The organism is Mangrovimonas aestuarii (assembly GCF_028767185.1).
GTDB lineage: Bacteria > Bacteroidota > Bacteroidia > Flavobacteriales > Flavobacteriaceae > Mangrovimonas_B > Mangrovimonas_B aestuarii.
Genome location: NZ_JARACK010000002.1, coordinates 332374 through 354030 on the forward strand (window position 1 = coordinate 332374; position 21657 = coordinate 354030).

Consider the following 21657-nt stretch of genomic DNA (forward strand, 5'->3'; position numbering starts at 1 on the left):
ACTAAACTACGCATTATTTTTATACGGTGTTGGCAGTAGTATTTTTATTCCACATTGATTTTTTGTTCTAAATAGGTTTTTAATTCATAAAATCTAAGTGGTTCATTTTCTATTATAGTATCTCTTGGATTTATGGGGTATCTTTCTAAAACAAAACCTCTAAGTATTTTTGAGCCTCCTGTCTGAAAGATAATTGGAAATTTGCCGTTTTTAATGGGGATTGTATCAAATTCAATTTTGTCTATATTACTAAAATCCGCTTTTACATCTGTAGATAAGCATATATAAATAAAGCTATTCTTATTAATTTCTGGGTAATAGGTTAGTGTAGCATCATACGTTCTTTCTTTTTGAGTTTTTTTAAAGTCAATCGTGGCTAGATTGTAAGGAAGATTATCTTGAACAATTGAATTATCAGGCTCATTAACCGATGAATTATTTGTTTTGGATTCGCTATTACAACTTTGAAAAATTAAAGTAATGGTAAAGCAAATAAAGCATAATAAATAATTCTTCTTCATAATTAACATGAATAGCTCTAATGTTAAATTGATTTTTTTTGTAACAATTTGTAATTTTTAAAATTACTGCCAACGGTTAGTATATGGCAAGTAGGGCAGTAGAAAGCGATAAACATTCAAGCTTGCACTGAGCCAAAGCGTTGTATTTTGTTTTTAATTTATTCATTCTTAAAAGCCAAATCAACGATTTGGCGGTGTTTGTAAATGGCACTGAACATTCGTAAACCACCGAATGCCCTATTTGATATATACAGTGTTAGAGCACGTTTTTATTGTTTCAAGTACTTAAATTCTAGCTTGTTGTTTTTGTTTTGAGACTCTATAAACTTCTCTAGAAATTTATAATTCTTTTCTGTTGATACTGTTCTCATTAGTTCTACTCCAGAGGGCGTGAATAGTACTTGATTAAATTTATAGTCCTTCGAATTTTCTTTGCTACACAATATTATTTTATTTCCGTATTGCAACACTGTACCTCCTAATTGGTCAATATGACTGTATGTTACATTGAGAGTATCACTATCATAGATTAACCCTGCAGACCTTAAAACAAGTAGGCTTGAATAGTCTACACCATAGTCATCAAATGAGTTTTCAGAATTCATTTTCAATATCTTACCATCATTGAACGCTATTTTGCAAGCTGTTTCAAAAAGCTTTGCTTCGGTTTTAGATAAATTACTAATCACCTCTAGTGTTCTAAAGCTTATTTTTCCAGGTTGAGTGACTTCTTCTGCTAATATTTTACCCCATATTTCCTGCATTTCTTCGTTTGTAACGTCTTGGGCTTTATTAAAAAATCTTGTTCTCCAATCTTCATCAACGGGCTGTTCAGAGACTGTTTCACCAAGATGTTTCGTTGATTTCTCAACGATATTTTCCAAGTTTATTTGTCTATTGATTTCTCGATGAGCAAACCTTTCTTTGGCACGTTCAATTATTTCTATTTCAGCATCAGCCTTTAATATCAACCCCTTGGCCTTAGCTTCTTCTAGCTTTTCTACACGATAGGCCTCAGCATCTGCTTTTTTCTTTATTCTCTTAGGTTCGTAAAGAATTCCTATTCCTTTACTAACAGTATCAATCAGTTTTTCAATAGGTTTTCCTGAAAATTTTACTATTGCCATAGTGGTTTTGTTTAATGTGCTCTAACGGTTTGGCTATGGTTTGGTTGCGTGAAAATCCGCTAGGATTTTCCGCCATAAACCGAAGACAGCAAATTTGCGAGGACTTTCCGAGAGGAAAGTCAGCAGCAATGAACTATAGCCGGTGTTGTACAACGTACTTATTTTTCCGTATCTATTAACCAAGCGTTTTTGTATTCAAGTGTTTTAGTTAATTCTTGTTTTAATTTTTCTCGGTCTAAATCCAATTCGGAATATTCTGCTCGCTCATAGAGTAGGTTATAAGCCGATTGATGAAGTCCGTATTTTTTTAATTTATAAAAGTCCGATTTTGCTTTTTCCGAATTCAGATTGTCGTTATCAAACTCAATTTTTAATAAGTCAACCAAAGTGTCATTTACAAACTTATTTTGGTAATTCAGTCGTTTTTTATCCGATTTCACAGAGTTAAATTCTCGGATAATTTCATAAACGATTGAGTCATTTTGCTCCGCTTTTCTGCGATTCCAAAATTCAGCATAATATTTGTTTTGGATTTCGGGTTTGTTGTAAGTCAATTGCAAACTGTCCATTAGATTCTCAAAATTCCGTTTTATATAAATTCCTTCGATTAGGAAATGACTTTCGCTTTTTGAAATCAGATTCTCAAGTTTTCCATATCCAAACTTTTTGAACGATTCGTGAACCATTTTTAAGTTTTCGGGTTTTCTAATCCAAGAGTTTTTTGTCCAATCTCCATTTCTCAAATCAAAAAATGAAGTTTGATTTTCTGTATAAAATTCCAATTCAGATTTCTTGTCGTTTTTACAAGACAGAAATAAAAAAATCAGAAGTGAAATTGTTAGTAGTTTGTTCATTTTGGGTATGTTGTACAACGGTTTGTATATGGAAAGTTGCGGTTTTGTATGCGAGGATTTTCCGTAGGAAAATCAGAGTGAGCAAAACAAGCAACCACCATCGGTTTAGAACTAAAATAGCAATTTTTTATATACGTTGTTACCACACGTTTTTTATTAAAAGTCCAATTATAATTATTGGTGGCAAAATTATCAGTGCGTGATAAATCAATCCAGTTTTCAAATAGTAATCTGCTTTTATTTTGAAAACATCAAGCTTGTCCAATTCATGATATTCAGCTTTCGAAGCTTTAAACATATTATGGTCGATTGGCTGATGATTTTCGTGTCTTTCTAAAATTCTTTCGTATTTACTCGATATTTTTTCGGCAAATTCTCTTTTCTCATTCAGTTTGGGTTTGTCGTTTAAAGTTTTAAATATTCTTAATTCGTTATATAAACTCGAAAGTTCAAGTCCGCAATTGTGATATTGTTTTGCTTTTGTACTAAAGTCTTTAGCGTTCTCTATTTGCCCGAAAACGAGTAATAATATAGAAAGGCAAGTGATTGAATAGGCAATTAAATTTTCGTCAATTGTTTCAGTCGAATAGATGTTATAAACAGATAAAAGTCCAACAGCAATAAGATAGACAGACAACATACTCAAACATAAGTTGGATAAGTCAGCTACTTTTAGAAGTCTCTTATTTGCGTTAAAACGGCTCCCTTTAGTCGACCATATTTTATAATTTAATTCCTCAAGAAATGTTTTATCTAAATAGTCTTTGTGTGATTTTTTCTTTTCCAATTTTGGTTTATTTCTTTTCAATCCTTTTTAATCTTTCTGTAATATCCATTTCATATTGTTCAAGCAATTGTTGATTGTTTATTGCAGTATTTACATCTTTTTTGATGACTTTCAATTCGTTTATTATTCCGTCAAGTTTTTTGTCTAATATTATTTGGTTGTCTATAATTCTTTGATATTCTTCTGGTGTCATAGTGGTTGGTTTAAATGTGTGGTAACGGCTCTTGTAACACTGCTGTTGCGTTTGGTTTTGGGATTAAAGATAGATAAACGGAAACAACAAATGGTGCTTGCGAGGATTTTCCGTAGGAAAATCAGAAGCAATGCATGTTACAAATTGTTGTAATTAGTTGTTATTATTAATATTTCAATAGCCAATTATACATTTATTGATTATTGGGATTCAATTGTGCCTGGAATTTTGCTTTTAATTTTATCGAATATTTCGCTTGTAATAAGGCGGTTAGATATAACTAATCTTTTCCATCTAGGGTCAGTGTTTTCAGTATACCTAATAATTATTTTTGGGTTTTTAATTGCAAAGTCAGTTGGGTAAGCCCCAGAGTTTAGAAGCGTAAAAAAGAGATTTTTAATAATATTTGACTTAGTTTTTTTGAGGTCAACCTGTTTATCTTCAAATTTTATTTCTTTGATGCTCTCAAATGGAATTGCTATCTCTTCTAGATTATCACTGTAATTAAGCTCTTTATAGAAAAGAGTTTTGTCTAAAAATTTTAAAGTGATTCTATTATCAATTTTGATTTGGTCAAAATTTTTTGAGTGGGAATCGTTGTCCATATTCTTAGATGTTCGACAATTAATTACAACGTGTTTGTGTATGAGCCGTTGCGTGATTTAGCACGAACCAAACCAAGTACAAAACTAAACAGGAAAATCCGCGAGGATTTTCCGAAGTAACACAGACCAAGCAATGGCTTATACACGGTGTTGGCAACTGGCTTTTTATGGTCGAATAAAGTCATAATTTCCGTTTATTTCGTCCACATTCCAAGTCAGTTTTGGCAGCTCAATATTTTTATTAAATTCTATTAATGTTAATGATTTTAGTTGGTCAAATTTGTAATTTGTTCTAATTCGAGTGTTTGATAAAAAATAACTCCCTTGCACAAATTCTCCTTTTTCCTTTATTATTTTTTCTAATTCTTTCGAGTTTGTTTTTACATAAAATTCTCTTGAATCTCCAAATCCAGGTTTTAGTTTTAATTCCATAATTCCGTTATTTTTTAAAACTGCGTCCACAAAAACCGTTCTAGAATAATCTTTGTCCATTCGGTCAAAAATTATGAAAGCAAAAAATCCAAGAGCAAACAGAATAGAAGTCGATTGAAATTTTATTCTATTCTCCGTTTTGTCTGTTAAATAAATAATTGACAATGGAATTAAACTCAAAAATATTAAATAGGGAAGAAGCAGAACTAAAATCAAAATACTGTTCTGAAAATCAAAAGTCAAATATTTTCCGACTTCGTTTGTTAGTAAAATGCTATATGAAATTGAAGTCAGTAAAGTCAATAAAATTCCGAATTTCGGTTTTGAGAATACCAAAATTAGAGAAACAAATAACATTGGATAAAGCAACAAATAAAAGTCCGTTGTTTTATCAATTCCATATGCAAAAACTGTTACGGTTTGAGACAGAAAGCTAATCAGTCCGACAATTGTCAGAATGATTATTATTAATCGGATTTTTTTCTGTTTTTCCGTCTGTTTCATTTTTTTAGCTTGTTGCCAACGGCTCATGTAACACTGCCGTTGCGTTTGGTTTTGGGATTAAAGATAGCTAAACAGAAACAACAATTAGTGCATGCGAGGATTTTCCGTAGGAAAATCAGAAGCAATGCATGTTACATATTGTTGTAAAACGTTTCTTATTTTAATTTCTCCAATATTTTTCTGCCAAATAAAGTGTCATTTCTTTTATCAAGAAATAAATGAGGAGGGTTAAGAGGTCCAGTTATTGCTAAAATTCCATAATCGACGTTAAACATTATAGGATCTATTCCATCAACAATAGGAGAGACCATTTCATAATTGTCAAACCATATTTTTGGCTTTTCTTCATTTTGTAAAACGTTTTTAGTAAAGGCTCTATACCTGTCAAAATTAAACAGCAGTGTTTTAGTGTCTATTTCGTAACTAATTTCAAAGTTTCTAGTGGAGTCAGCCACGTTTATATATTTGTACAAAATAATAGAATCGTTAACATCTTTAATCAACTCATATTCTGTTCTAAGCCTTAATGAGTCTGATGAAAATGAACAGACATATCTAGTTTTTGAGCTTGCATTTTCTTTTTTAGGGTTTAAGCAAGCTGTAAAAATTAGAGAAATTAATATTATTAATTTAAGATTCAATTAGGTTTTGATAATGTTTTACAACGGTTTGTGTATGGTTTGTTGCTTAAGCGTAAAGATAGGGTTTTGTCGACACCCATAGTTCAGCCGCGAGGACTTTCCGCAGGAAACGTCCGAAGCAATGAACTATACATGGTGTTGGCAGTAGTTGTTTTTAAAATTCTGCAAGCTTCTTTTCCGTCAGGTCAACTAAGCTTTCGTCTATGTGAATTTGATTTATTCCAAGTGTAGAAAATAGCTCAAATAAAACCCGTTTTTCCACCTCCGATAGCCCGCCTTCTGACATTTCCATTTGTTGAATTATTCCAACCGAATTTCTTGTTGAAAGACCAAACTTTTCAAAAGTAGTTTTGACAAAATTTTCCGCTTTTGCAAAATCTGCGATTAAAAGCCTTTGATTGTTAAAGTTCATTTGAGAGTTTTCAGATAAAGTTTTTCCGTTTATTAAATCTTTAATTTCAATCCGATTAACGTAAAGTTTAATATAATATCTGTTTTTACTAAAAAGTCTCATTATGGTTTCTTAATTACTGCCAACGGTTCAGGCTACACACCGTGCGGCGGATCACCTTTTAATTTGTTTCGAAGTTAAAATTTAGATCTTAAACCAAGTTTCGTTTTTTGAAGCTTAAGTGCCGGATGGTGTGTAGCCGATGTTAGTGGTATTTCATTCGATGAACTTCTCTTGTTTCTCGTAAGGCAAAGCATTATCACTGTTGTGAACTAGTTTGATTAGGAATGAAGTTTCCTTTTTTTCTACGACAATTTGTAATACACCATTACGATCAGGGAGAGCTAGTCCCTTTGGTGTGACACTGCCCGTTACTTTCCATAGTGCTGATACAATAATTAAGTCTTCTGTTAACTCACGTATGTAGCTGTCTTTAATTTCGAAAGTTGCAAACTTCATTACATTTTCAAATGGATAAACATGTTGCTCAATAATCGTATCTTTTCCGATCGCAGTCTGGCCGACGACATCTGTGAATTCAGCATCCTCGGTGAACAAACTCCCAAAAGATACAAGGTCTTTGTTGTTCCAGCTCACGACAAATTGATCCAGAACATTGAGAACTATAGATGTTTTTCCTTCATCGAGTCTTGTTTTTGTAATCATATCAAACTTTTTTGGTGATTTAAATTAAGACAAAATTAGTTTTATGAAGCCGTGATGGCTTTTAAAAATCCTGCGTGGATTAGGACAAACCCTGCTTAATTTTATTTCTGAATGAAGAGGGCGTTTCACCGGTAAGCGATTTGAAAAGTCGTGAAAAATAAGAGGCATCTTCGAAGCCCATTTCCATTGCGATTTCAATTATGTCTTTGTTTGTATCAAGCATTAAAATCTGACTTTGAACAATGGCGGTTTCCCGGATCAATTGTTTACAGGTCTTATTGAATTTGACTTTAACACAGCGATTCAGGTAGTTTGTAGAAATGTTTAATTGTTGTGCATAGAAATCGACAGACTTGTTTTCAGCAATGCGTTTGTTCAGCAATTGCTTAAAATTGATCGCAATCTCACTTTGTCGTGTAATCGCTTTTTCTCCTGGGTTTAGGGAAATAAGCTTGTGGAACAGGGATTGCAAAAGTCCATCTCCTATTTTACGATTGGGTCTTGCATTGTTCATTTCCTGAAGAAGTAAATTGCACAAGGTATCAATCCATTGACTGTCATCCCTATTTAAGTAGTTGACACTGTTTAATGAAAGCAGATCAGTAAGCTCTACTTTTTGAATAAGCGAAGAAAGAACCTTGTCCTCCAGCAGCATAAAAAAACCCTTCAATTTACCTTTCACAGACTTTATTGAAAATATTTCACCAGCAGGAACAAATAGGATGGAGTCGTTTGATAGTTCGAATTGTTCAATTCCAACTTGTTGCGAAAATTTACCCTGACTTAAGTAAACGAGAAAGTGATAATCTGCCTGAAGTAAGGCGGTTGGGATCTTTAGTGAGTTGGCAATGGATTCCAATGCGTAAATTTGAAATGGAGTGGTCTGCCAGTTGAAGTTTGGTGAAGTTGATCGAAAATAATTTTCAATGAAATTGCTGTATGTGATGTTTTCTGCCAAAAGTCTTTCAATTACCACTAACGGTTTGCAGCTACGCTTTCGCGCCGCCTTTCAAATATAATCGTTTAAGGCGTGAAGTGTAGGTGATGTTAGAGCTATTTTGGAATTATAACAGATTCTTTTTTCACGTATTTGGACGGTTTTTGATATACAAATTTTTTTTCCGTTTTAAATCTTGGATAGTATTCGCCCGTTGATAATTTAATTGGTTCAAAAAAGAATGGACAACTCCAAAACTCTCGGGTTAGCACATGTGGATGAGTTCTATGTTGGTCATCAATTAAATTTGTACTCAGATAAGAAAACGTACCTAGAACGCTATACAAAACGGATTTTCTTTTATAGAAACCATGTTGATACATGGTTCGTGAATAATTGAACAAATCTATTTGTGATTTAGACTTCTCCCCAATAAAAATAAAACCTTCGTATTTGTATAAATCATCATAGTTATACGTGTCATCTCTATAGGAAAACGTTACAACAAAACGAGTGTAATCTGGAGAATAGGTAATAAAATCTAACTCTATAGAGTTTTTTATATCCTTAAACAATTCTTGATCAAATTGGTCGTAATTTTTATTTAAAAAGGAATTAATCTTTTTTAAATGTATCGAATCGCTTATTTCGTTTTGACCTACTGAATCAGTCATGAAAAGCTCCTTTATAGATGAAAGAATTCTTTTTTTATCTTCATCGACAACGTTTGCTTGAGGTGAAAATCTAATCCCTTTTGCTAAAAAATTATCAGCCTTTTTCCTTTCTAATTTGAATTTGCTTTCAGCTACTTCAATCATTTCTTCGGTAGTTTGCTTATGAGGAAAAAGAATAGAATGATTTATTTTATTCAAAATCCAAAAATTGATAGGTGCAATTAATAATACAAACAATACTGTATGAAATACTTTGGACCTTTTCATAAGAAACCAAGCTATTAGGGTTGTAATGGATGTAAAAAAGACACTAAAAAAAATAAGCTTGATTTTGGTGCCAAGGTTGGTCAGGGAACCTGCAAATTCAGAAGTATATTCGATGTATTTAAAATAATGAATTGCATTGCAAAGGAACAGAGTCAAAACAGTGAAGAAGACTGTAAAAAGTAAAATAGTTGATTTTTTTTTCATAAAGTGTTGTTCACTTAGCTCTAACGTCTCGGCTATGAGTAGTTGCGTGGTTAAGCACTTAACTTTGCAAGTACACACCAAACAGAAAATCTGCTAGAATTTTCAGAAGTAGGCGAGAACAAGCAATTACTTATAGCCATTGTTGTGCAAAGTTTTTTCAATTCAGACGAGATTCTAATTCATTTCTAACCTCTTCTGCTGTTGGGTCTTTAGCTAAAATAACTCCTTTTTCGTCAATTAGGAATATTCCACCACCTCCGCCGTCTACATTATATTTTTGCCAAATATTATTTTGTTTGTCAAGTTCAACTAAATTTAACCAAGGCCATTTTTCTTTTTCAAGAAACTTGACCAATCTATCAGTGTTTTTTCGTTCTCCTGCTACCCCTACAATTGTAAAGCCTTTGTTTTTGAACTCATCGTATAGTGGAATCATTGTTCTGCTTTTAGCTATGCAAGGTCCACACCAAGTTGCCCATAAATCCAATAAGGCAATTTTTCCATCTATTTTATCGGAAAGTTTGATTTCATTTCCATTTAAATCAGGTGCAGAGAAATCCGTATATTTTTTTCCGACTTTAATGTTAGCAATTGCATTTACTAAATTTGAAGCTAATTCATTGTATGGATGATTAGGGTTTGCCTCTGATAGAATCTGAAGATTATTTTTAACTAAATTAATATCCAAATTCTCTTGATTGTACATAAGGTCTTTTATAAAGAATGAATATGATACAATAGAGGGATTATTTTCTATGTATTCTTGCTGATAGTTTTTTTGCTCGTCGTAAAGAGGTTTTAATTTATTTTCTATCGTTTCTGCTTTTGGGCTTAAATGCTGATTGGCTTCTTTTAAATCTCCAAGTTTTTCATAAATAATAATTTTTTCATCGTGGCTTTTAGTCTTTCTTAATTCTGCATAAAGTGATTTTGCCTTATCACTATTATATTGGTCATTTTCAAATAGTAAACTTATACTATCTTGTAATGGCTTTATTCTTGAGTTGAATTTATTGTCATAATTTTCTTTATATTTTTTATATTCGGAATTTAGTTTGCCACCTACAACTTGGTTTTTGTTAAACTCCTCTTCAGGGTATATAGTTAAGTCGATTTTTTCATTGTTCAAAAATAATGGCATATATCTACCACCACCTTGAGTTTTAGCTGTTCCCAAGAACAATTCAGCAGATTCAGGGAAATCTAATTTTGTTTTATAATGAAATTTTCCATCCGTAACCGGTATTTCAATTATTGAATCAGAATCCAAATATTGACCTGCTTTTACTAAAAGAATTGATTTTGAGTCTATTCCAATTGTTTTTCCTTTAATTTCAAGGGATTGGTCTTTTTCAGCCGAACAGTTGAAGAAAAATACAATTGTTAAAAACGGGATTAGTTTTGTAATTAATTTCATTAAAGATTTCGGTTTTAAATTTTGCACAACATATGGCTAAAGGTATTGTTTTTAGCCCCATTATATCTATTCCGCCAAATATAAGCTAAATTCCTACGAATCCAATGGGTTGGTTATTGAACTGAAGCTGTTTTTTGCTACATGGGTGTATATCTCTGTGGTCTTAGTTGAATTATGGCCCAATAGCTTTTGGATGTACCTAAGGTCTGTACCATCCTCCAAAAGGTGAGTGGCGAAGCTATGACGGAGCGTATGTGCGGTAACATGTTTTTTTATTCCCGTCCTTTTCACTGTATAGTTCAATATTCTGGCAATGCTTGTTGCGCTGTATTTTTCCTTTGTCTGTCCTTCAAATAAATATGTTGACGGCTTATACTCGATATAGTATTTTCTCAGATCTTCAAGCGTAGATTTAGCCAAAAGGGTGTATCGGTCTTTATTGCCCTTGGCATCATTAACCTTTATCAGCATTCTTGAGCTGTCTATGTCTGTGGGTTTTAGGTTAAGTAATTCACTTCGTCTTAGCCCAGCAGAGTAGAGTAGTGATAATATGCATTTATGTTTTATATTGTTTGTGGCTTCTATAAGAGCCTTTATTTCCTTTTTGGACAAGACAATGGGTAGCTTTTTTTGTTTCCTTGGGCGCTCTACCTCATAAAATCTATTGGGCATGCCCAATACCATTTCATAATAGAACTTGATGCTGTTGATACTTTGGTTTATATAAGAGTGTGACCAATCGTACTGTACTAAATGCTTTAGGTAATTTCTAACGTCAAGCTCATCGAGTTGATCAATGTCTTTATTTGGGTAATGATTAATGAACTTCTCAAAGCATGAAACGTAGGTTCGTACCGTATTGTTGGCATAATGCTTAAGCTCCAACTTATCAAGATAAGACTCTGGGCACACTTTATAGCTGTCTGGTTTTTTTCTGTTCCTGAACCATTGTACATCAAATTCCTCATCCAACATCTTTGCATTGGACCTTTGAAAAAAATAATTGGTATTGATCCAAGCAACTCCCCTAAAGAGATTGAAAATAGCATCTAGGTTTTGCTTATTGTTGTCCAGATAGTACATGCCAAATTCATTGTTCCAGCTTATTCCCTCAAGCTCTTTTATCATGCTGTTAAGAACCTTGTCTGAACCGAACTTTAGGCCAATGTATTTTTTGTTGTCAATCAATAAGTGTTTTAGGGTTATGTGCTTGTTTGGTCTCATATATCAATATTATAAATATTAATTCATTTAATGGAATTATATGTGTATATTATTCGTATAAACATATGGTAATCAATGGGTGAAAGGACGTGCTTGCATTGTGGAAAGCTGTTGAAAGGTAGATCGGATAAGAAATTTTGTGATGTCCATTGCAAGAGTTCGTATCAGTACCAAAAAACCAAAAGTGAAACTCCCAAGTTTTATGTCAAGGTTGATAAGCAGATAAAACTGAACAGAAGAATTTTAAAATTCTACAACAGGGCAGGGAAGGCTACCATACGTAGAGAAGTGCTTTTAGAAAGAGGGTTCAACCCTAGGTTCTTTACACACTATTGGAAGAACAGCAAAGGTGATGTGTATTTCTTTGTATACGAATTTGGATTTTTACGCAGAAAGGAAAATGGCAAGGAAAAATTTGTGCTCGTACAGTGGCAGGATTACATGGAATAAATAACCCAACCTAAAAAGGGTTTGTGCTAGGGAAACCTGTATACCAAAGCTGAAGTTTGTATATCGTAAAATGGTTTTCTTCCTAATGTGTCTTGTTCCATGTTGTTAATGGGCAGATATCTATTGAATAAAAGTGTTTTAAGTTCTTCAATGTCTTTTTTGGTTGCAGGTTTGTTTAGGTTGTTAGTTAAGAAACTTTTTAGGATGTCATAGCCAGCAGTACCGACAAAAGCATTACCCACACCAGGTAATGACATGCTTTCAATTTTTGTATTGGCGTCATCAGAAGGCGTGTCTTCTGTTTTAGCTATTTCATTACCGTCTTTTTTTGTCTTATACTTGTTTCTTTCGTTCCAATGACCTGTTCGACAAGAGTTACTGCAATACTTTTGAACACCTCTTCGTTTTGGCTTGTATTCCTCTCCACAATAGTGGCAAAATTCTGTATTTTTCATTTTAAGCGTAAATTAAACGTTTAATTGACGTATAATTTTTTTTTTAGTTGAAATTGATATTGAAGTAGGTTTTTAATAACTCTTCCTCAGCTTGCTTTAAAGATATTAATGGTGCCCTTTTTTCAGGTTTGGTTTTCGATGCTTTAGAAGTAGCTTTTTTAGTTACAACTTCATCATCTTTTATGTTTAAATCTGAAGTTAAGTTTGAGTGATTTACGTTTAGGTTATTTTTTAATCGACCTAAATAGGTTTCCATTATTTTGGGATCATTAAAAATACTTCTTTGTGTGATTGTTGATTTTGGGCAAAAGTGCTTTATAAAGACATCATAGTGTTTCTTGAATTGAATGGCTTGGAGTTTAAAAAACCCAATAATCTGTTTATTTATTCCATGGGCCTGATTTATATTCCTGTTTAACCAATCTGTAATATGATACAAGCATTCTATTTGTTCACGATACTTTTCTAAAACATAATCAATCTCGTGTGGTTGTGCCGAGGATTTTTTTTCAAGAAGCTTGAAAATATTGTCTTCAAAAGCAACAGGCTTTTTTAAGAACACTTTGCTGTCTCTTTCTTCTTCAATAGGGATGGGGCCTTTATAATTATCAAGTATATAAAGCTTGTCCAAAAGGTCATTTTCCTTCATGGTAGATATTTTGTCAATTATCTCAACAGGAAGTTCCTTGCTTGGAATAAAAAATAACAAATCGGTCCATAGGTTCGCTATCAGCTTTAAACTGAATCCCTGTAATGTTTCTCTATTCATTGGTGTTTTTTAGCATTACAGAGTAATCTTGTGGTAACTCGGCATCAATGTCCCTTAAGTACTTTTCCAAAGCGCCCATAGTAGAATGGCCTGTAATGAGCATAAGTTTACTCTTGGCTTCAAACGGTGAAGAGTCCTTAACCATAGCTCTGTATAGTTTAGTGATATAAGTGTGTCTAAAGCTATATAGTCCATAATCTTTGCCCAGGTTAAAATGATCCTTTACAACTTTTTTAAAGCGTTTTGAAAAATAATCTCGCTTATTGTTAAGATCGGTTTCCCATTTACCGCCAATTCCCTCTGGTGTAAACAAAAAATCATTTTCGTTAAGGTTGGATAAATCTGGTAGATCATTCCATAGAATATCTGGTATTATCTTAGTTTTTAACGGACTGTTTTTTGCTTTGAAAGAAATTGTTCTGTCTTTTAAATTGACGTCCTTTATTCTTAGCCTGCAGACTTCAATGGGACGAAGGAAATTATAGGAAATAAATTTTATATAGAGCAGGAGTATAGGGTCTTCCTTTTCCAAATAGTCAAAAATTGCCTTTTGAGTTTCCCTTGAATAGGTTTTATTCCTTTCTGGGATAGACTTTAGTACAGGTATTTTTTTAATGAAATTAAGCGCTATAATATCATTATCCTCCAAAACTTGTATTACGCTGCTTAATTCAGTCCTGTAATTATTTCTTGAACGAGCACTAGTCTTGATTAAAACCTCATTTAAAAATTCTGTAACTATTTTTTTAGAAAGCAGATCAACTGTCTTTATGTTTGGGTAGTTGTCATTAAGCCAATTAATAAAGACATCGACCCTGTTTTGATAACTCCTTATGGTAGTCCTGCTAGTGACTTTCTCTTTAAGTTTCAGAGCAAAATCAAAAGCGTCTTTTATGGACATTGCTGGTTTTTCATCAGTATCATCAGATCCTTCTGTATGGTTATCCCTTTTGGTGAGTGTTTCAGCTTCAGGTTTTGGGTTTAACCTGTTGTATAGTTCAGTATTGTCACCAAATGGAGTATACCCCTGTTTCAATAGTTTGAGCAGAGCTTTTCTATAGGTTGTCAAAACCTCCAATCTCTCTTCTTTGGTTTTGTACCTATTGGCTATGCCGTAGAAAGGGGTAAGTCTCTTGAGTTTTCCAGTTTCAGGGTTTCGGTAAGAGTAATAAACATACCAACGCTTACTTAAATCTCCGTTTGCCGTATAGATTTTGGGGTTGGAAAAATTCTTTTTTAAAGACAAATCGTATGCAGTTTCGTATTCACTTTCGTATGCAAATGTAAGAATTTGTTCAATTGTAAACATAAAAAAAGCGGTTTAGAAAAGCCTAAACCGCTTGGTTGCAATAGATTGCTTGTTGTAGCGAGACCGAGATTTGAACTCGGGACCTCTGGGTTATGAATCCAACGCTCTAACCAACTGAGCTATCTCGCCTTGTTTGCGGGTGCAAATATAGATACATATTCCATTATTGCAAACAATTTTTCACTAAATATTTTTTAATTTTTGTTTCTTGATTTTTCAAATATTTATATATATTACCGACGTAAATAACCAAACAACTATGGAAGATAAAATAAAATACGAGCTAGAATTTCCTATACATGTGTCGCCCTCACTACTATATCAATATATATCAACTCCTTCAGGTTTGTCAGAATGGTTTGCAGATAATGTAAACTCTAGAGGTGAGCTTTTTAAGTTTATTTGGGATGGAGCCGAAGAGCAAGCAAAATTAGTAAGTAAAAAAAGTGGTGAACGTGTAAAATTTCGTTGGTCACACGATGAAGGCGAACCTTATTATTTTGAGTTAAGAATTCAAGTAGACGATATCACTAAGGATGTATCTTTAATAGTTGTCGATTTTACAGAGGAAGATGAATTGGACGAAGCTAAAATGCTTTGGGAAAACCAAGTGTCCGATTTAAAACATGTCTTGGGCTCTGCTTAGGTCTTTTAACATAAATTAAAGTATATTTGTCCCCGAATTTATTCGGGGATTTTTTTATGGTAAATTTTAACGGAAACATACTTCAGGGAAACAATTTTATTTCAACTCAAAACCGCGGTCTTCAATATGGTGATGCCGTGTTTGAAACCTTAAAAGTATCGTATGGTAAAATCCTATTTTGGGAAGACCATTATTTTAGGTTGATGGCTTCCATGAGGATTTTAAGAATGAACATTCCCATGTCCTTTACCATGGAATACCTCCAGCAACAAATTTTGGAAACCGTTAAACAAAATGAGCTTTTTGATGCTAGTTGCCGAGTGAAGTTATTTGTTAATAGGGCAGAGGGGGGATTGTATTCGCCAGAATCTGAAGAGGTTGAGTATATGATAACTGTAGCTCCTCTTGAGGATGATTTTTACATGATAAACGAAAGCACTTATGAAGTGGATTTGTTCAAGGACTTTTACTTATCACCGAGTCTGTTGTCTACATTAAAGACCAATAATAAAGCCATTAACGTTATAGGAAGCGTTTATGCCAAGGAAAACGATTTGCATAATTGTTTGTTGGTTAATACAAATAAGAATATTGTAGAAGCGTTAAATGGAAACTTGTTTGTAGTGAAAGGGAATGTTATTAAAACACCACCAGTAAGTGATGGGTGTTTAAAAGGAGTGATGCGCAAACAGATTATGGAAATAGTAAAAGCTTTACCTGACTATGAGCTATTAGAAGCTCCTGTTTCCCCATTCGAGTTACAAAAGGCAGATGAGTTGTTTATAACCAATGTGATAACGGGAATCCAGCCAATAAGCAAATACCGTAAGAAGACTTATGATAATGTGTTGGCTAAGGAGTTGCTAAAGAAACTAAACGTAAAGATGCGTTTGAGCTAATTGAAGCTCGGGTTTTCTGGCGCATTGGACCAAATACTGTATTCACCGCCAAACTCCAACATTTTTTCTTTCCAAAAACTCTTGTGGTCTTTTTTGATAACCGACTTTTGGTAAATGTTTTCTGTAACTACCCATGAGTTGGAATGTAACTCAGTCTCCAGCTGATCGGCATCCCATCCCGAGTACCCTAAAAAGAATCTGATGTCAGTTCGCTTAATAGCATTTTGAGTAATCAACTTAGCAACGGTCTCAAAATCACCGCCCCAATAAATGCCATTTGAGATTTCTATGCTATCGGGAATTAAATCCGGAATGGTATGAATAAAGTACAAATTGTCCTGTTCTACAGGACCACCATTGTAGACCTTAAAATTACAGTCTAGCTCAGGTATTAGGTCATGAATCGTATAAGCAAGCGGCTTATTTAGGATAAACCCGATTGACCCTTGATCGGTGTGATCTGCTAGCAGTACAATAGAGCGATTGAAAGAAATATCGCCTATTATAGAGGGTTCTGCTATCAGTAAATTACCCTTTTTTGGTTTTGTTGTAATCATGACGACGAGGTTTGCCTTTTTAAAGCTAATAAAATTAAACTAGAAAACCAATAGGGAGAAAATTAAGTTATAAAAAAAGGCCACCCAATGGATGACCTTGAATTGTATAAAAAGGAGTAAAATTAGTTTACTGCTCTCGATAAGTCTGCTCCAGCCTTAAACTTTACTACGTTTTTAGCTTTGATCTTGATGGTTTTCCCAGTTTGTGGGTTTCTTCCTTCTCTTGCAGCTCTCTTGGAAACTGAGAAAGATCCGAAGCCTACTAATGATACTCTGTTGCCTTTTTGTAATGCACCTTCAATTTCTATTAAAGCACATTCTAAAGCTTTTTTAGCAGCCGCTTTGGTAATTCCGGCATGCTCTGCCATAGCATCGATTAAATCTGTTTTGTTCATAGTTTTAAATATTAATTATTAATAATTGTTGGTTAACGTTTTGTATTCCCCTACAAATTTATACGGATTATGCAATCATGCAAGTAATGTCGGGGGAAATACACTGTTTTGTTAATAACTTAACAGATTTGTTAATAAACAGGGTGGTTTTTCTTGGTTTTTTTGAGAAACTCCCGAAACATAGGCCCTTACTGCATTTTGGCATCCTCTTCAAAAGTGTAGCCGTTCATTAGTGATTTTATATCCATTTGTCGTTTACCGGGAAGCTTAATGTCTATTATATTAATAAAACCATCTTGGGTGGCCACCTTAAGATTCTTTTTTGACGCTTGAATACTACCTGGTGTTAATTGGTGATCTTCCTTTTCTTGTTCTACATGGTAGATTTTCACATCTAATTCTTCATTACCATTAATAAGAGTGCACCAAGCACCTGGGTAAGGGCTTAAACCACGAATCTTATTATGGATGTTGTCCATCGTATCTGTCCAATCTATTTTACAATTATCCTTATTTAGTTTATAGGCTGTTTTTATGTCTGCATTATCGGGTTGTGGCGTTGTATTTACTGGTCCAGCTTCAATCAATTTAACTGTTTTAACGACCAACTTACTTCCTATATACATTAAGGTGTCGTGAAGGGCTCCTGCGTTCTCTGTTTCAGAAATAGCGACTTCTTCCTGAAGAATCATTTCACCGGTGTCTATTTTATCGTCAATAAAGAACGTAGTAACTCCGGTTTTTGACTCACCATTGATCACAGCCCAATTTATTGGAGCTGCACCGCGATAGTTAGGCAGGAGGGAAGCATGCAGATTAAAAGTACCGTATTCTGGCATTTGCCAAACCGCCTGTGGCAGCATTCTAAAAGCAACGACAACTTGAAGGTTGGCGTTAAGCGATTTCAATTCGGCTAGAAACGCTTCGTCTTTCAGGTTTGTAGGTTGCATAATATGTAGGCCTTTACTTTTTGCATATTGTTTTACTGCACTTTCATTTAACTTTCTTCCACGCCCGGCAGGTTTGTCAGGAGCGGTAATAACACCTACTACATTATAGTTATGCTCCAATAAAGCATCTAATGTAACTACGGCAAAATCGGGGGTGCCCATGAATACGATTCGTAAGTCTCTCATATATGAAATAATTTATAGGTGTTTGTTGGTGTTATGGTTATAATTTGATGTTCTAGTAATTGTTTTATAGCTGATATAATATCTGTTTCGGAAAAGCCCAATTGCTCTACCATTGTTCTTGACGAAAGGTCGCCTTGTTCCAAAGCATGAATGATGGCTTTGCGAACTTCTTTTGGTTCCGACTGTTGAACATTTTTAGTTATTGCCAAACAAACGGAACATCTACCACAATTTGTAGCATCAGTTTCTCCAAAATATGATAACAGTTGGACACTCTTACATGTGCTATCGTTGTTGATATAATCAAGGATTGAAGTAACCTGATCGTGCTTCAGTTTATTTTGTTGGTTGATGATATCTCGAATCCTGTTGATGGTTTTCTCGTCTTCCCGAGGCTCAATAAAAGTAATACGAGCATCGGTTTTACTTTGGTTTAATTTAATAATATTATCGCGTTCTAATTGATCCAGTATGGCTAACAATCGCTCCTCTTTAATGAATAATTTATCTGCTAAAAGGCTTGTGTTTATATTTGTTTCTTGGTCGAAAATGCCACCATAGCTTCTTAATATTGACTTTACGGCCAAACTGATTTCTGAATGTTTATCCAAATAATATAGCAGACTGTTAGTGGAAACGATAAACTGTACCGATGTTTTTTTATTGAACTGGCGACTTAAACCAATAATGCTTGTACGGTCTAAATGCTGTAAGGCATTATAGGTAACCAAACTGTTGATTTTGTATGTTTTACAGAAATGGTTGAAGTTAAAATCGTGAGAACTCTGTTCTCCTTCACCATAGGCTATCTGAAAGTAGTTACATAGCTTTTTGTAAACCTGTTTTACAAAATCTACTGTTGGGAGTACGTTCAAAAATTGATTTTTAACCAGTTCTTCATCGCCTTGGTTTTTTATGATTACAGCAAACGACTTTTCACCATCACGGCCTGCGCGACCGGCTTCCTGAAAATAGCTTTCCATACTTTCTGGCAGGTTCATGTGGATAACCGTTTTTACATCGGGTTTGTCTATCCCCATTCCAAAAGCATTGGTGGCAATCATAACCTGTTTGCTGTTATTTAGCCATTGGTTAAGTCGCCTTTCTTTGTCAATATTCGATAAACCTCCGTGAAAGGCTAAAGCAGTAATACCTTTGTTCTCTAGTTGTTCAGTAATCTCCAGTGTTAACTTTCTGTTGCGAACATAAACGATGGAAGAATCACGGTATTTTTTTAGAATGGTCTCTAGTCTGTAATGTTTGTCTTGTTCATCTAATACAATATAACTGAGATTCTCCCGCTTAAAGCTTTGTTTTATAATCTCTACGTTGCTAAGCTCCAGTTCTTTAACTATATTGGCAACAACCTTTGGTGTGGCAGAGGCCGTTAAGGCAATGCAATTTACCTTTGGATGTAAACTGCGAAGAATCTTTATGTTTTTGTAGGCTGGTCGGAAATCATTACCCCATTGCGAAATACAGTGGGCTTCATCAATGGCAATTAAATTCACGGGCATTTGTTGAATTCTGTTCTGTATCAATTCCTGCTGAAGGCGCTCTGGAGAGAGATATAGAAACTTATAATCACCATAAATGCAATTGTCCAAAAGTGCATCCAGCTCCTGATACGAAAGTCCACTGGTTAAAGCCAGAGCTTTAATCCCTTTTTGGTTTAAATTTTGAACTTGATCCTTCATCAAGGCAATTAGAGGTGAAACCACTATGCAAATACCGTCTTTTGCCAAAGCAGGAACTTGAAAGCACACCGATTTCCCTCCGCCAGTAGGCAAGAGTCCAAAAACGTCTTTGCCTTGCAATACGGCTTGAACGATTGGCTCTTGTGAGGGACGAAAACTGGTAAACCCCCAATAACGTTCCAATATGTTTAGGGCAGTTTGCATTACAGTTTGTTGATGATGTTTAAAATAAAATCGGTACGACTTTCTATACTTCCAAAAGGGACATCTAGTAAATCGTAATTATAGCCTTTGTAAGTGCTTAATAAGTGATGGTGGATTTCAACAGCTTGATCAAAATTTTCATAGCGCTCGCTATCACTTTTAAAAATCTCCTGCCAAGGAGCCAATATAAATACACAATCATAAATATGATTGTTGCAGGCCTCCATGAATGCTTTTGGATAAGAATCACCTATATAGTCCATGTATGCCAAAACGTCTGGAACGCCACGATCTAAAAAAACCGTGTTGCTACCCAAGCCAGTGGCTTGATGGAATTGATGGGTACGCCCCTTTAATAGTAGTTCACTAAAAAGTAGTGGATTGGTTAGGAAAAGCTGCTCTATACCGTCTTCTCGCGCTTTAAGTGTAACCTGTCTGGAAATTTCTTCCATGCAAGTATAACCACGTTTGGAAAGCTCGTTAATAATAGATGACTTTCCCGTTCCTGGGCCTCCGGTAATCACAATTCTCTTGATATTCAACTTGGCAAGGTTTTGGTTGTAAAATTCGTAATTTAAAGCTTAAATAAAAAATGCAAAGGAAACAGTATCTTTGTGACTTATAAAATAAAATATGGAGAACAATAATAATAGAGACGCATTTTATGAAAAGTTGAAGACCCAATTATATGAAACTTCAAAGTGGCCTTCAGAATATCTATATAAATTTATCGTAAAATCCGATTTGCAAAAAATTGCCGAAATCGAAGCTTTGTTTAATAATATGGGAGCCGTAATCCATACACAGGAATCTAAAAACGGTAAGTACACTAGTGTTTCCATCAACGTAACTATGGCTAACCCAGAGACTGTAGTAGAAAAGTATATTGAAGTGACAGAAAATGTAGAAGGCGTTATTAGCCTTTAGTTTTTTTTTGTACTTTGCACCTGCATAGCAACTACGTGCACCAGCAAATAACACTACACACAGTAATTTTGATAGATAATCTAGAATATAATAATGAACGGGAGTTTTTAATTATTCCTGAATATGGACGCCATATCCAGAAAATGATTAATTACGCTACTACCCGTGAAACAAAAGAAGAACGTAATAAGGTTGCAAAGGCAATTATAGACGTAATGGGGAATTTACAACCACACTTACGTGATGTGCCCGATTTTCAGCATAAGTTATGGGATCAGCTTTTTATCATGTCCAATTTTGAATTGGATGTGGATTCTCCTTATCCTAAACCTTCAAAGGAATTGTTGGAAGAACGACCAGAACCTTTAAGATATCCTCAAAACCATCCCAAATACCGTTTTTATGGTAACAATATTCAAACCATGATAAATGTTGCCAATACTTGGGAGGAAGGCGATTTAAAGGAAGCCCTAATCTACACTATTGCTAATCACATGAAAAAATGTTTCCTTAATTGGAACAAGGATACCGTAGAGGATGATGTGATTTTTGGTCATCTTTATGAGCTTTCAGGTGGAAAAATCAACCTGAAAAACTCAGACGAAGATCTTTCCGATCCTTCCAACTTAATGAGAAGCAAGAAAAAATTCACGGCCAAAAAAGGCGGCCACAAAAAAACCGGACGAACCAGAAAACGCTACTAACCATC

The 21657-nt window shown here is 34.3% G+C and carries 27 protein-coding genes and 1 tRNA gene; 5 read left to right on the plus strand and 23 right to left on the minus strand.

What is annotated here, in order from left to right; translation table 11 throughout:
* Positions 1-44 precede the first annotated feature (44 nt).
* From PWU04_RS04340 to xerA, 14 genes are all read right to left on the minus strand, one after another.
* Positions 45-521 carry a hypothetical protein gene (locus PWU04_RS04340; protein WP_274474586.1) on the minus strand — a complete coding sequence of 159 codons (477 nt, stop codon included), beginning with the start codon at positions 519-521 and terminating at the stop codon, positions 45-47.
* A 269-nt stretch (positions 522-790) separates the two neighbouring features.
* On the minus strand, positions 791-1648 hold the full coding sequence (locus PWU04_RS04345; protein WP_274474587.1) for a DUF2806 domain-containing protein: 858 nt from the start codon (positions 1646-1648) through the stop codon (positions 791-793).
* Positions 1649-1806: 158 nt separating this feature from the next.
* Complete coding sequence (locus tag PWU04_RS04350; RefSeq protein WP_274474588.1) at positions 1807-2502, minus strand: hypothetical protein; 696 nt, start codon at positions 2500-2502, stop codon at positions 1807-1809.
* Between the two features lie 139 nt (positions 2503-2641).
* On the minus strand, positions 2642-3289 hold the full coding sequence (locus PWU04_RS04355) for an SLATT domain-containing protein (protein WP_274474589.1): 648 nt from the start codon (positions 3287-3289) through the stop codon (positions 2642-2644).
* A 7-nt stretch (positions 3290-3296) separates the two neighbouring features.
* Entirely contained in the window at positions 3297-3482 is a 186-nt protein-coding gene (locus tag PWU04_RS04360; RefSeq protein ID WP_274474590.1) for a hypothetical protein, read from the minus strand.
* Between the two features lie 200 nt (positions 3483-3682).
* A complete protein-coding gene (locus tag PWU04_RS04365) occupies positions 3683-4087 on the minus strand; it encodes a hypothetical protein (protein WP_274474591.1) in 405 nt (134 codons plus the stop codon).
* A gap of 165 nt (positions 4088-4252) precedes the next feature.
* Positions 4253-5023: a hypothetical protein gene (locus tag PWU04_RS04370; RefSeq protein ID WP_274474593.1), complete on the minus strand. Its 771-nt coding sequence runs from the start codon at positions 5021-5023 to the stop codon at positions 4253-4255.
* 155 nt (positions 5024-5178) lie between these two features.
* Positions 5179-5664, minus strand: coding sequence for a hypothetical protein (locus tag PWU04_RS04375; RefSeq protein ID WP_274474594.1), 486 nt, complete (start codon positions 5662-5664; stop codon positions 5179-5181).
* A gap of 154 nt (positions 5665-5818) precedes the next feature.
* Positions 5819-6178: a hypothetical protein gene (locus PWU04_RS04380; protein WP_274474595.1), complete on the minus strand. Its 360-nt coding sequence runs from the start codon at positions 6176-6178 to the stop codon at positions 5819-5821.
* A gap of 153 nt (positions 6179-6331) precedes the next feature.
* Entirely contained in the window at positions 6332-6781 is a 450-nt protein-coding gene (locus PWU04_RS04385; RefSeq protein ID WP_274474596.1) for an SgcJ/EcaC family oxidoreductase, read from the minus strand.
* Between the two features lie 79 nt (positions 6782-6860).
* Entirely contained in the window at positions 6861-7739 is an 879-nt protein-coding gene (locus PWU04_RS04390; RefSeq protein WP_274474597.1) for a helix-turn-helix domain-containing protein, read from the minus strand.
* Between the two features lie 95 nt (positions 7740-7834).
* The gene (locus PWU04_RS04395) at positions 7835-8863 is read right to left on the minus strand and encodes a hypothetical protein (RefSeq protein WP_274474598.1); all 1029 of its coding nucleotides are present in this window, start codon (positions 8861-8863) and stop codon (positions 7835-7837) included.
* A gap of 157 nt (positions 8864-9020) precedes the next feature.
* On the minus strand, positions 9021-10280 hold the full coding sequence (locus PWU04_RS04400; RefSeq protein WP_274474599.1) for a TlpA disulfide reductase family protein: 1260 nt from the start codon (positions 10278-10280) through the stop codon (positions 9021-9023).
* Between the two features lie 93 nt (positions 10281-10373).
* Positions 10374-11504 carry a site-specific tyrosine recombinase/integron integrase gene (xerA, locus tag PWU04_RS04405; RefSeq protein ID WP_274474600.1) on the minus strand — a complete coding sequence of 377 codons (1131 nt, stop codon included), beginning with the start codon at positions 11502-11504 and terminating at the stop codon, positions 10374-10376.
* 75 nt (positions 11505-11579) lie between these two features.
* Here xerA and PWU04_RS04410 point away from each other — a divergent pair, with 75 nt between their 5' ends.
* The gene (locus PWU04_RS04410; RefSeq protein WP_274474601.1) at positions 11580-11954 is read left to right on the plus strand and encodes a hypothetical protein; all 375 of its coding nucleotides are present in this window, start codon (positions 11580-11582) and stop codon (positions 11952-11954) included.
* Between the two features lie 26 nt (positions 11955-11980).
* On the opposite strand, the gene PWU04_RS04415 is transcribed toward PWU04_RS04410, so the two are convergent.
* From PWU04_RS04415 to PWU04_RS04430, 4 genes are all read right to left on the minus strand, one after another.
* Positions 11981-12409 (minus strand): hypothetical protein, encoded by a 429-nt coding sequence (locus PWU04_RS04415; RefSeq protein ID WP_274474602.1) that lies wholly within the window; start codon positions 12407-12409, stop codon positions 11981-11983.
* A 43-nt stretch (positions 12410-12452) separates the two neighbouring features.
* Positions 12453-13178 carry a hypothetical protein gene (locus PWU04_RS04420; protein ID WP_274474603.1) on the minus strand — a complete coding sequence of 242 codons (726 nt, stop codon included), beginning with the start codon at positions 13176-13178 and terminating at the stop codon, positions 12453-12455.
* Entirely contained in the window at positions 13171-14487 is a 1317-nt protein-coding gene (locus tag PWU04_RS04425) for a tyrosine-type recombinase/integrase (protein ID WP_274474604.1), read from the minus strand. The genes PWU04_RS04420 and PWU04_RS04425 overlap by 8 nt, the downstream gene beginning before the upstream one ends.
* A 55-nt stretch (positions 14488-14542) precedes the next feature.
* Positions 14543-14616, minus strand: a tRNA-Met gene (locus PWU04_RS04430).
* Between the two features lie 130 nt (positions 14617-14746).
* Here PWU04_RS04430 and PWU04_RS04435 point away from each other — a divergent pair.
* Both PWU04_RS04435 and PWU04_RS04440 read left to right on the plus strand, forming a co-directional pair.
* Positions 14747-15133 carry an START-like domain-containing protein gene (locus tag PWU04_RS04435; RefSeq protein WP_274474605.1) on the plus strand — a complete coding sequence of 129 codons (387 nt, stop codon included), beginning with the start codon at positions 14747-14749 and terminating at the stop codon, positions 15131-15133.
* A 56-nt stretch (positions 15134-15189) separates the two neighbouring features.
* The gene (locus PWU04_RS04440) at positions 15190-16032 is read left to right on the plus strand and encodes an aminotransferase class IV (RefSeq protein ID WP_274474606.1); all 843 of its coding nucleotides are present in this window, start codon (positions 15190-15192) and stop codon (positions 16030-16032) included.
* Here PWU04_RS04440 and PWU04_RS04445 read toward each other — a convergent pair.
* The 5 genes from PWU04_RS04445 to PWU04_RS04465 all read right to left on the minus strand — a co-directional run bounded on the left by PWU04_RS04445 (position 16029) and on the right by PWU04_RS04465 (position 20563).
* The gene (locus tag PWU04_RS04445; RefSeq protein WP_274474607.1) at positions 16029-16589 is read right to left on the minus strand and encodes a YqgE/AlgH family protein; all 561 of its coding nucleotides are present in this window, start codon (positions 16587-16589) and stop codon (positions 16029-16031) included. The two genes, PWU04_RS04440 and PWU04_RS04445, sit on opposite strands and share 4 nt — an antisense overlap.
* 122 nt (positions 16590-16711) lie before the next feature.
* Complete coding sequence (locus PWU04_RS04450; protein WP_274474608.1) at positions 16712-16984, minus strand: HU family DNA-binding protein; 273 nt, start codon at positions 16982-16984, stop codon at positions 16712-16714.
* A gap of 188 nt (positions 16985-17172) precedes the next feature.
* On the minus strand, positions 17173-18120 hold the full coding sequence (gene fmt, locus PWU04_RS04455; protein WP_274474609.1) for a methionyl-tRNA formyltransferase: 948 nt from the start codon (positions 18118-18120) through the stop codon (positions 17173-17175).
* Positions 18117-20021, minus strand: a complete 1905-nt coding sequence (locus tag PWU04_RS04460) for a RecQ family ATP-dependent DNA helicase (protein WP_274474610.1) — start codon at positions 20019-20021, stop codon at positions 18117-18119. Before PWU04_RS04460 ends, fmt begins: the two co-directional genes overlap by 4 nt.
* Positions 20021-20563 (minus strand): ATP-binding protein, encoded by a 543-nt coding sequence (locus tag PWU04_RS04465; protein WP_274474611.1) that lies wholly within the window; start codon positions 20561-20563, stop codon positions 20021-20023. Before PWU04_RS04465 ends, PWU04_RS04460 begins: the two co-directional genes overlap by 1 nt.
* Before the next feature lie 91 nt (positions 20564-20654).
* Between PWU04_RS04465 and PWU04_RS04470 the strand changes: the two genes are divergently transcribed.
* Both PWU04_RS04470 and PWU04_RS04475 read left to right on the plus strand, forming a co-directional pair.
* On the plus strand, positions 20655-20948 hold the full coding sequence (locus tag PWU04_RS04470) for a DUF493 family protein (RefSeq protein ID WP_274474612.1): 294 nt from the start codon (positions 20655-20657) through the stop codon (positions 20946-20948).
* Positions 20949-21016: 68 nt separating this feature from the next.
* On the plus strand, positions 21017-21652 hold the full coding sequence (locus tag PWU04_RS04475) for a DUF4290 domain-containing protein (RefSeq protein WP_274474613.1): 636 nt from the start codon (positions 21017-21019) through the stop codon (positions 21650-21652).
* Positions 21653-21657 lie beyond the last annotated feature (5 nt).